Source organism: Roseovarius sp. MMSF_3298, from assembly GCF_030733705.1.
GTDB classification, from domain to species: Bacteria; Pseudomonadota; Alphaproteobacteria; order Rhodobacterales; family Rhodobacteraceae; genus Roseovarius; species Roseovarius confluentis.
Window position 1 is genome coordinate 345,155 of record NZ_JASHIN010000002.1, and the last position, 10,261, is coordinate 355,415.

A 10,261-nucleotide genomic window follows, 5' to 3' on the forward strand; every position below is an offset into this window, starting at 1 on the left:
CGGCACCACGATGTCTGCTGTTACCGAGAGCGTTCTGACTGACACTGACGACCAGACCGGGCTTCCGCGCTATTTCTCCCGGATGTTCGCGGTGGCCCGGACGCTTCAGCATGGCCGGTTGGACATCGGGTTGGACGATGGCCGGGTGTTCCGCGCCGAGGGGGCGGCCCCGGGGCCGGTGGCGCGCATCGACATTCACAATGACGAACTGTTCTCGCGGATGCTGCGTGAGGGGTATCTTGGCTTTTGCGACGCCTACCTCGACAAATGGTGGACCACGCCGGATCTTCAGGCCTTCATGGACCTCGTCAACAGCGACAATGACGACATGTACAACGGCTATCCGGGGCAGAAGCTGGTCGAGCTTTACGAAAAGCTGCGTTTCTGGTTCCAGCGCAACACGCGCAAGCAGGCGCGGCGCAATATCAGCTATCACTACGATCTGGGCAACGATTTTTACCGGCTTTGGCTGGACGACACCATGACCTATTCCAGCGCCATCTTCGAGACAGGACAGGAGAGTCTGGAAGCGGCGCAGACGGCGAAATACGCTTCGATGGTCGATCAGATGGGTGCGACGGCGGGCGACCATGTGCTGGAGATCGGCTGCGGATGGGGTGGGTTCGCAGAATATGCGGCGGGCCAGCGAGGCCTACGCGTCACCTGCCTGACCATAAGCGAGGAGCAGTTCAAGTATGCCCAGGAGCGCATTGAAAAGGCGGGGCTTTCCGAACTCGTGACATTCAAGCTTCAGGATTATCGTGACGAGGATGGGCTGTATGACGGCATCGCCAGTATCGAGATGTTCGAGGCTGTGGGCGAGCGGTATTGGCCGGTCTACTTTGACACGGTGCATGACCGCCTGAAGCCCGGCGCGCACGCGACGCTTCAGATCATCACCGTGGGTGACGAGCGTTTCGAGACGTATCGCAGGGATGTCGACTTTATCCAGAAGTACATTTTCCCGGGAGGCATGCTGCCCAGCCCCGCAGCCCTCAGGGCACAAGTCGAGAGAGCCGGCCTTCTCGTCCGGCAATCCATCGAGTTCGGTGAAAGCTACAGCCAGACACTGCGCCGCTGGCACGACACGTTCAACGAAAAGTGGGAGCAGATTGCCGAGATGGGCTTTGACGAACGCTTTCGACGGATGTGGAATTTTTACCTGACCTCTTGTGCGGCAGCGTTTCATGCGGGTAACTGCGATGTGACGCAGATCACAATCGCGAGGCCCGCAGAGGAATGCCCGTAACCGACAGTATGCCGACAACCGGTCGAGGTGTCGCCGCCATATTGATGGCGATCCTTGCCTGGTACGCCTCCGAGATGTTTCGCCCATTGATGCCCGAAGGCACCGGGTTCGGCTGGTTCAACGAGGTGAATGTGGCCCTTGGCCTGCTGATGGGCTGGGTGGTCATCGGCTCAAGGCTGAACCACGGGTACAGCAACGCCATCGGTGCGGGCTTGACCGGCGTTGGTGCGATGGTGTTCTGGGCGCTTTTTCTGCAAAGCTTCAACGAGATGCTGCGCCACGCGCTGGAAAACCGCTATGACGGGCCGGTCGAAGGGATCATCGCGATTTTCGAGCTTGGTATCGATTACTTGTTCACCATGTGGCACATCCCGCTGATCGTGCTGCTTGTGGGCGGCGGGGTCGTGATCGGCCTCGTGTCGGAATGGGTCGCGCGGCGCTGGCGCTGATCGTATGGGACGCGTTACGCTGAAAGGTCCGAGCTGGACGAACGGCCTGTTGCGATGTCTCGGGGCCGGGGATGCTACCTCGGGCAATCTGGAAGGGCAGGCAGCGGCGCGGGCTTTGTTCTTCGCGACGGTTGTCGGCTTGCCGTGCAAGACGACGGAACATGACACCGTACTTTGCTCCGGTGCGCAGTCGGATGTGGCGCTTTATGAACACGCCGCGAGCGAGATCATGGGATACTTCGGGAGGCTTTCGGCGCAGGATCTGGAGCCGCGCCGTCAGATGATCCTGTCTAGGGCCGCCGCGCGTTCGGCGGCCGCCCGCAATCCGGCCCCGGCGACCCGGCGCAGCCCAATGCGGTCCGACGAGGTCGAGATCGTGTCGCGCGACACGCCGCACGAAGGTTTCTTCCTGACGCGCAGCTATCGTTTACGGCATCCGCAGTTCGACGGAACAATGAGTGCCGCGCTTTCGCGCGAGGTTTTCGTCGCGACCGATGCGGCTATCGTGCTGCCGTATGATCCCGTTCGCGACCGTATCCTGTTGATCGAGCAATTCCGCATGGGTCCATTTGGACGCGGCGATCCATACCCTTGGGTCTTGGAACCCGTGGCGGGCCGCGTGGATGCGGGTGAGACACCGGAAGAGACCGCGCGCCGCGAATGCAGCGAGGAAGCCGATCTTGCTCTTTTGCAGCTTGAGCATGTCTCCTCGCACTACTGCTCGCCCGGTTGTTCGACCGAAATGTATCACTGCTACGTCGGTGTGTGCGATCTGCCCGACAGCGGGCAAAGCCATGGCGGGCTGGATGTCGAGCACGAAGATCTGCGACGCCACGTCATTCGCTTTGATCAGGCGATGGATATGGTCCGCACGGGCGAAGTCAACATCGGCCCGCTGCTTGCATTGTTGCTCTGGCTTGAACGGGAACGCCCACGGCTGACCGCATCCGCTTGAGTTCATGGCGTTTCCGTCTTAATCAGATTCCGAATGCTGATTTAAGGAGCCTCAGCGATGCGGATCGCCAAGGATCTGGCCGACGCGGTCGGAAACACCCCCCTCATCAAACTGCGTAAAGCCAGCGAAGAGACTGGCTGTGATATCTATGGTAAGGCCGAGTTCCTTAATCCTGGCCAATCGGTCAAGGACCGTGCCGCGTTGGCGATCATCACAGATGCAGTGGCGCGTGGCGATCTGAAGCCGGGCGGTACGATTGTCGAGGGAACGGCCGGGAACACTGGCATCGGCCTCGCGTTGGTGGGAGCCTCGATGGGTTTCAAGACGGTGATCGTGATCCCGGAAACGCAAAGCCAGGAAAAGAAGGACATGCTGACGCTTGCGGGCGCCGAGTTGGTTCAGGTTCCGGCTGCCCCTTACAGCAATCCCAATAATTTTGTGCGGTACTCCGAACGCCTGGCCAAGAAGCTTGCCGAGACCTCGGAGAGAGGCGTGATCTGGGCCAACCAGTTCGACAACACCGCCAACCGCCAGGCCCATGTCGAGACAACCGGCCCCGAGATATGGGAACAAACAGGCGGCAAGGTGGACGGATTTATCTGCGCCTGCGGCTCGGGCGGCACTCTGGCCGGCGTGGCGATGGCGTTGCAACCCAAGGGCGTGAAGATGGGTATTGCCGACCCGATGGGCGCAAAGCTCTATTCATATTACACGACAGGTGAGCTCGAGGCCGAGGGCAGTTCCATCGCCGAAGGAATCGGCCAGGCTCGGATCACCGCCAACCTGGAAGGCTTCACGCCCGATTTCGCCTACCAGATTCCCGATGAGGAAGCGCTCCCGATCGTGTTCGACCTTCTGGCGCACGAGGGCCTCTGCATGGGCGCATCCACCGGCGTGAATATCGCTGGTGCAATCCGAATGGCGCGCGACATGGGGCCGGGGCATACCATCGTGACGGTACTTTGCGACTATGGCACGCGATACCAGTCGAAACTGTTCAATCCAGAGTTCCTGCGCGAGAAGAACCTTCCGACGCCCGATTGGCTGTCAGAGGCGCCGCGCAGCATACCCGGGGTGTTTGTCGAATGACCAGAGTGCTGCGCTGCCTGGCCGTACTGGTTCTTTTGATGGCCGGCTACGGGGCAGGGCTGACGACGGCACTCGTATCGACCGCTTCGCCTGCAACAGCACAATCGCGGGCTTCCGACAACTTGCCGGATTACGAAACCTGGACGCGCGTGGCGACAAGGGCCGATGAAGCCATTGAAACCGGCCGCGCCTCGACCAACGCACTGGAAGCGTTGCGCCACGAACTGGCCGACTGGCGGCAACGGTTCCTCGAGGCCCAGGACATCAATCGAAACGCGATTGAGACGGCACAGCGCCAACTGGAAGCGATTGGTCCGGCGCCGGAAGAGGGCGAGACCGAGCCCGCCGCGATCGCGGCGGAGCGCTCCCTTCTGGAAGACCGGATTGCACGTCTGCGAGAGCCGGTACGCCAAGCTGAACTGTCCTTCACCCGGGCCGACGGGCTGATCCAGGGGATCGACACCATCATCCGCGAGCGACAGACCCGGGAAATCCTGGAGTTTGGCGCGTCACCGCTTAATCCGGTTCACTGGCCCGAAGGTTTCGCCGCGCTCGCCCGGACCGCTTCGACTCTGCGCTCGGAGGTGATGACCGCTTGGGCCAACCCTGTCCAGCGCGAAGAGACCATGCAAGATATTCCCGCCTTGCTGGTGATGTCTGTGATCGGACTGGTGCTGCTGGCGCGAGGGCGCAAGTGGACCCACAAGCTGAACCGCAGGATACTGGACGAAAACCCGGGCGCGGCGCGATGGATCATAGGCTTCATCGTGTCGATGGGCAGCCTGTTCCTACCGCTTTTTGGTGTTTATTTCCTCATCGAGGCGGTTTCGAGCACCGGCTTGATCGGTTTGCGCGGCAGTCAGATACTGGACGTTCTCGGCCCGCTGGTCTTTACCTTTCTGCTGGCACGCTGGCTGGCCACGCGCGTGTTCCCCGGAAAAGAGGCCCGCACGCTGCCACTGAACCTGTCGCCCGAGAGTCGCCGCAAGGGACGGGTCTATGGCATGCTTCTGGGCGCAGTGGCATCGGGCAGCTTCTTTCTGCAGCAGGTCGGCGACATCTCGCAGTGGAGCCAATCCGCGTCTGTTGTCATCCTGTTTCCCCTGATGGTGCTTTGCAGCCTTCTGCTGTTGCGTATCTCGAGGCTTTTGCGGGAACATGTACGTACCGACGTGGAGGACGATGGCGAGGAAACCTATCGCTCTCGCATGACCGGAATACTGGCCTTTCTGATGGCTGCGCTGGCCATTGTGGTGCCGGTATTGGGCGCGGTCGGATACTTCAGGCTTGCGCAGGCGCTGCTCTATCCCTCGCTGGGCTCGATCGAGCTGCTGGCGATGCTGTTGGTGCTGCAAAGGGTGGTGGTCGAAGTCTACGTGCTTGTCACGCGCAACCGCGCGGGCGCGGCCGAATCCCTGATCCCTATCCTGATCGGAGTGGTTCTCGTCCTTCTTTCCTTACCGGTCTTCGCCCTGATCTGGGGGGCGCGCGTCGCGGATTTGACCGAGCTTTACGCCCGCGCGGCGGAAGGTTTCATGATCGGCGAGACGCGCATCTCGCCCATGATTTTCCTCACGCTCGCCTTTGTATTCGTCCTGGGATACACCGCGACACGGCTTCTTCAGGGTGCTCTCAAGAACACGATCCTGCCGAAGACCAAGATCGATCCGGGAGGTCGCAACGCGATCCTGTCGGGTGTCGGATATATCGGGATATTTCTGGCCGCGGTCATTGCCATCACCAGCGCGGGCATCGATCTCACGGCGTTGGGCTATGTTGCGGGCGCGCTTTCGGTCGGTATCGGTTTCGGCCTTCAAAACGTGGTGTCGAACTTCGTCAGCGGCATCATCCTTCTGGTCGAACGGCCCATCTCCGAAGGCGACTGGATCGAGGTGGGCGGCGTGCACGGCAACGTCAAGGACATCTCGGTGCGTTCGACCATCATCCAGACCTTCGACCGCTCCGACGTGATTGTGCCCAATGCCGATCTCGTTTCGGGACGGGTCACGAACTATACCCGCGGCAATACCGTGGGCCGCCTTATCGTTCCGGTAGGTGTGGCTTACGGTACGGATACGAAAATGGTCGAGGGAATCCTGCAAGAGGTTGCCGAGGCACATCCGCTCGTCCTGCTGAATCCGCCACCGGCGGTGGTGTTCCGCGGTTTCGGGGCGGATGCGCTGGATTTCGAGATCCGGGCGATACTGCGAGACGTGAACTACGTTCTGTCGGTGCATTCGGAAATGAACCACGAGATCGCCGCTCGATTTGCCGCGGCCGGGATCGAAATACCTTTCGCGCAGCGCGATATCTGGATTCGCAACGCCGAGGTGCTGGGAGGTGGCGGCACCGAAACCGGGGCCAAGGCCGCCACGGCGCCCGTCTCCATGTCTGTTCCCGAAACTAAGCCGCGCCAGCTTGATGAACCGCCGGACATGGACGGCGACGCCGACGGAGGTGATGGCGGGGGGGCCGGCGATGGCCGCTGAGCCGTGCGCAAGAAAGCTCTTGAACTGGCATGATCGCTAGCGATAAAGAGGCCAGACCGGAGAGGTGGCCGAGTGGTCGAAGGCGCACGCCTGGAACGCGTGTAGGCGGGAAACCGTCTCCAGGGTTCGAATCCCTGTCTCTCCGCCACTTGCCCCCGCGAAAGCGTTCTCCCGATCCGGCTGCGGCCGGATTTTCCCGTTATATTTGAGAGTTATGCAGGGTGGGCCGAGCACCGACGCTTGGGCTAAGAAGCACGGAAGCGGTCTCTCAGGGCTGGTATTCTCCGGACCTCATGACTGTGCCGATTTGGTGAATAGCCTTCCAAGGCACTGATAATACTGGCGATTCCAAGAACGCCACCTGTTGCCTTCGATTTCGGTGGCGGTTGCCCAAAAGCGACTAGCGTCAAACCTTATTGGCTGCGGGTTCAAGTCGGAACTTGGTGTGTTTCCTGGCAGATTGGGCGGAGAGCATGCGTAATTGGGCTGACCCTCCTCTGAGGTCGAGCTCCCGATATGATCACGGCATCGCTGTGAACAAGGGAGACAGACTATGGAATACTTCGTTGGATTAGACGTATCGCTGCGCTCGTGTGCGCTCTGCATTGTCGATGGCAAAGGGAAGGTTCAATTAGAGCGGGAAGTGCCTTGTGAAGTTGAGGACATGGCCGCTTGTCTTATGGCTTTCCCGCACGCCATCAAGTGTGTTGGCTTCGAAGCTGGTGCTTTGAGCCAGCACCTGTACATCGGCTTGCAGGCCGAAGCTTTTGACATCGTTTGCATGGAGGCGCGGCAGGTAAGCGCCGCGCTGTCGGCCATGCGGAACAAAACCGACAAGACCGATGCCAAAGGCATAGCTCAGATCCTGAAAACAGGTTGGTTCAGCCCGGTGCACATGAAGAGCCGACAGGCGCATGGCCTGCGGGAGCTCCTGAGCACCCGAAAGGCTTTGCTCAAAAAGACGATGGATTTGGCCAACGAGGTACGCGGCCTTTTGAAGATCTTCGGAGTTCGCCTGCCAAGAACAGTCAAGTACGGCAGCTTTGACGGGGTGGTTCGACCGATGATCCTGATGGATGAAGTGCTCGCGCATGCGATCATACCTTTGCTCGACGCGCGTGCGGTGCTCTTCCAACGCTATCTCGAGCTGGACCGGCGCGTTAAACGGGCAGCTTCGCAAGACGAAGTGTGCATGCGAATGATTACAGTGCCCGGGGGTGGGCCCCATCGCCGCACTCACGTTCAAAGCCGCCGTCGATGATCCAGGCCGTTTCAAACGTTCACGTACAGTCGCTGCGCACTATGGCCTTACGCCCAGACGCTACCAATCCGGCGAACATGATAATCCAGGACGCATCTCGAAGGCTGGTGATCGAGATGTCTGGGCTACCTAGTATGCCGCTGCAAACGCACTGCTCATGCGCACGATGGCGGGGTCACAGATCAAGTCCTGGGGGATGCGCTTAATGCGCACCAAAGGCCGCCGTCGTGCCGTCGTAGCCGTCGCCCGAAAACTCGCCGTCCTTCTGCATAAGATGTGGATCGATGGTACGGAATTCCGTCAGGAAAACGTGGGAGGCAAGGCATGACCCAGTAGCCAACCACCAACCCTGACGGGATCGTCCTATCCGGACGAGGTCTATGGATGAAGCCGAAAATGTCTGCTGCGCAACTTGAAGCGCGCCGGACAGCGGGGCTCTCCATTGCCAATCCGACACATGCATGCAGCGGCGCCCTTCGAACGCCAGACGAGACTGCGAAGAGAAGCGTGATCCGGATCAGCGATCCTCAATCGTTCATAAGAAGGAAAATGGAGCTTGACCCAGAAACCCAATTAGAGAAGCGGTCGTTCGCTGCACGCGCGAAGTGGTCGCAGCTTCGGTTGAAGAGCGGCCGTTCAATGTCGATGCTTCGAGCAAAATAGACGCCCAACGGAAGATGAAACGCGGCGTTGGCGTGAGCAGCAAGCAGGTCGGTGCGTGATCGGGCACAAAAAAAACTCATGGCGCTTGTGGTTTCAAACTCCGACCTTCATTGGTTTTCAGCGCTCCACTATATATAGTGCACATACAGTCACTAACCACTTAAGAGATGAGTATGCGCGGCTATCGTTCCACGCCAGAGGACTACCTATTCCACAAAGGCGACTGGCACGCCACCCAAGAAGGTTGGAGGAACGAACTCGTTGCCAAGATTGGCGCGATGAATGGCGACGAGCTTCTGAATATTTCGACAACGGATTTGGCGCGTTACTATGTCGACGAGTACACATTCGAGGTGCCAGTCATCCACGACGATGAATTGGTTGTGGATCAAAGAGAAACCAAAATTGACGTGAGCCAAGACCGTGACCGCATTATTCATGATCGTTCGCGGCCGGTCCTCATCACCGGAACAACGATAGATGTCGAAGTGCCGTTCACTGGCAACAAGGTTGGTTTTGACATTCAGCCCTCCACTCGAAACTTCAATAATCCGATGGCTAGGGTCCGCGACGGGGTCGTCGAGTTCTCGGTTACTGGGACCGATCTGTCAGCTGAACGAGTGAAACAAGAAATTGAACGAGTACTCAACTCAATCAATACGCATCTCGGTTGGCTTGCCAACGATGCCAATGGCTACAACGCCGGATTGGAAAACCTTGCCACAAGAACAATCGAGCGGCGCAAGGAAAAACTACTGAAAGACAAGTCGCTAGTTGCTGGGCTTGGTTTCAGAATGAAAGAACGCCCAGGTGCTAAGGAAACGTTTGCAGCACCAAAGGTCCGAAGAAACATACGACCACAGACACCAAAGCCAACCGCATCCAAAGTTGCATACAACCCAGAACCAATCCTTACAGACGATGACTACGAGCATATATTGTCCGTCTTGGCAAATATGGTCAGTGTCATGGAGCAGAGTCCCGGAGCGTTTCGCGAGATCGATGAGGAAAGCCTGCGGACGCACTTCCTGATGCAATTGAACGGACACTTTTCTGGCGATGCGACAGGAGAAACCTTCAACTACGAAGGCAAGACCGACATTCTCATCAAAGTAGATGGGCGAAACATTTTCATCGGAGAGTGCAAGTTTTGGACGGGCGAAAAGGGCTATCTCGAGACGCTCGATCAGGTGCTTTCGTACCTTAGCTGGCGTGACACCAAAGCGGCTGTTTTGATTTTCAGCCGAAACAAGGATTTCACCGGTGTGCTCGAAAAGATCGAGGAAAGCACGCACAAGCACCCCAACTGCAAAAAGTTGGTTAAGAAACGAAACGAAGGCAGTTGGACATATCTGTTCGGACACAAGGACGACGCCAATCGAGAAATCTCGATAACCGTGCAGGCATACAATGTGCCTGAGAGGATTGAGCCTCGCACCCGAACAATCTGCACCTAGATCGCTTTCAACGACCTTTTTTCGTTAGAAAGGTAAAGTCGGTAAGGCCTGCCTTCACAAACAGCTCTATTTTCTCTTCTTCTGAAGCTGGCGATGAAACGGTCGGTTTGAAAATGGCCTCAACGGCAGAAAGGAATTTGGTCGCTTGATCAATGGTCGTGGTCAGTGTGCTTTCGAAACGCTTGAAATCCGGCGGGTACATGAGGTCGGTTTCAGAGTCGAAAATCTTGTGGTTACCTTCTGAGTCCACATAGGTGTTGATAGCTGTCTCGAGCAGCCAGTAGTTGTACATCAGGATGATGCCTGCATCATGATCCCGATCCAAAGTCAGAGGAAGTTCGGGTTTCCACTCTAAGGTCTTCTCGATTAGGTCGTCGGTGATATGGCCGGTGAACTTGTTTCGCAGATATGAAAAGAACTCTGCGTTGGCGCGACAGTCGTCGAATAACCTGCTTAGTTCCCGATGGTCAGCATACATGGATCGTATGGACTTCTCGAATTCGCAAAGATTGTGGAAGGCCAAGAAGGCCGTCTTGATGTGAGCAATCGAAAGGATGAGGCCCTTGCGGTTTATTGAAGTGGTCCCAGGAATCCGGACAGTCGGCTAAGGTGTATCCCAAACCTTTGAAGGGATACGAGAATGGCGAAG

At 58.1% G+C, this 10,261-nt stretch carries 9 protein-coding genes and 1 tRNA gene; 9 read left to right on the top strand and 1 reads right to left on the bottom strand.

The window, feature by feature from the left end; genetic code table 11:
• Positions 1-10: 10 nt before the first annotated feature.
• The 9 genes from RBB18_RS03685 (at position 11) to RBB18_RS03725 (ending at position 9,612) form a co-directional block, all read left to right on the top strand.
• The gene (locus tag RBB18_RS03685; protein WP_103761868.1) at positions 11-1,249 is read left to right on the top strand and encodes a cyclopropane-fatty-acyl-phospholipid synthase family protein; all 1,239 of its coding nucleotides are present in this window, start codon (positions 11-13) and stop codon (positions 1,247-1,249) included.
• Complete coding sequence (locus RBB18_RS03690; RefSeq protein ID WP_211286099.1) at positions 1,240-1,698, top strand: TrgA family protein; 459 nt, start codon at positions 1,240-1,242, stop codon at positions 1,696-1,698. Before RBB18_RS03685 ends, RBB18_RS03690 begins: the two co-directional genes overlap by 10 nt.
• A 4-nt stretch (positions 1,699-1,702) precedes the next feature.
• Positions 1,703-2,653: an NUDIX domain-containing protein gene (locus RBB18_RS03695; RefSeq protein ID WP_103761373.1), complete on the top strand. Its 951-nt coding sequence runs from the start codon at positions 1,703-1,705 to the stop codon at positions 2,651-2,653.
• A gap of 57 nt (positions 2,654-2,710) precedes the next feature.
• Entirely contained in the window at positions 2,711-3,742 is a 1,032-nt protein-coding gene (locus RBB18_RS03700; RefSeq protein WP_103761372.1) for a cysteine synthase A, read from the top strand.
• Entirely contained in the window at positions 3,739-6,231 is a 2,493-nt protein-coding gene (locus RBB18_RS03705; protein WP_103761371.1) for a DUF3772 domain-containing protein, read from the top strand. The genes RBB18_RS03700 and RBB18_RS03705 overlap by 4 nt, the downstream gene beginning before the upstream one ends.
• A gap of 58 nt (positions 6,232-6,289) precedes the next feature.
• Positions 6,290-6,379 (top strand) — tRNA-Ser (locus RBB18_RS03710).
• Positions 6,380-6,784: 405 nt separating this feature from the next.
• The gene (locus tag RBB18_RS03715) at positions 6,785-7,492 is read left to right on the top strand and encodes a transposase (protein WP_306110520.1); all 708 of its coding nucleotides are present in this window, start codon (positions 6,785-6,787) and stop codon (positions 7,490-7,492) included.
• A complete protein-coding gene (locus RBB18_RS03720; RefSeq protein ID WP_306110519.1) occupies positions 7,449-7,625 on the top strand; it encodes an IS110 family transposase in 177 nt (58 codons plus the stop codon). The genes RBB18_RS03715 and RBB18_RS03720 overlap by 44 nt, the downstream gene beginning before the upstream one ends.
• A gap of 703 nt (positions 7,626-8,328) precedes the next feature.
• Positions 8,329-9,612, top strand: a complete 1,284-nt coding sequence (locus RBB18_RS03725; protein WP_211286098.1) for a hypothetical protein — start codon at positions 8,329-8,331, stop codon at positions 9,610-9,612.
• A 7-nt stretch (positions 9,613-9,619) separates the two neighbouring features.
• On the opposite strand, the gene RBB18_RS03730 is transcribed toward RBB18_RS03725, so the two are convergent.
• Entirely contained in the window at positions 9,620-10,090 is a 471-nt protein-coding gene (locus RBB18_RS03730; RefSeq protein ID WP_306110518.1) for a hypothetical protein, read from the bottom strand.
• Positions 10,091-10,261 lie beyond the last annotated feature (171 nt).